Raw genomic sequence first — 312 nt, forward strand, 5'->3', positions numbered from 1 at the left:
TACAGACGAAGAAGTGGAATCGATTGCTGGCTTTTTAGGTCAGCCGGTCGAAACCATTTTAGAAAAAGGAAAAGTTTCATTACTTTCCTTTGAAAAAGAATTAGCCCAGACCGGTTTTACAGAGTATACTCTAGTAGAATTGTTAGAAAGGGTGCTAGGTGAATCGATCGTAACGAAGAGCGAGGAAAGTAACGCGGAGGAAGAAAGGGAAAGGCAATTTTTCCAAGCTTTAAGAATGAAACATCCTGAAGGGAGCTGGTGGTGGGACTGGATTCAGTCTAAGCCTGCGGACTCCCGCTGGATTTGGTCGTT

At 43.9% G+C, this 312-nt stretch carries 1 protein-coding gene; it reads left to right on the forward strand.

The genetic code is table 11. The annotated features are described in order from the left end of the window. A partial coding sequence (locus RYX56_RS21730) for a TIGR02679 domain-containing protein (RefSeq protein WP_317124036.1) occupies positions 1-312 on the forward strand: 312 nt, incomplete at both ends.

Origin of the sequence: Alkalihalophilus lindianensis (assembly GCF_032843265.1) — a bacterium.
Classification (GTDB): Bacteria; Bacillota; Bacilli; order Bacillales; family Bacillaceae_D; genus Alkalihalophilus; species Alkalihalophilus lindianensis.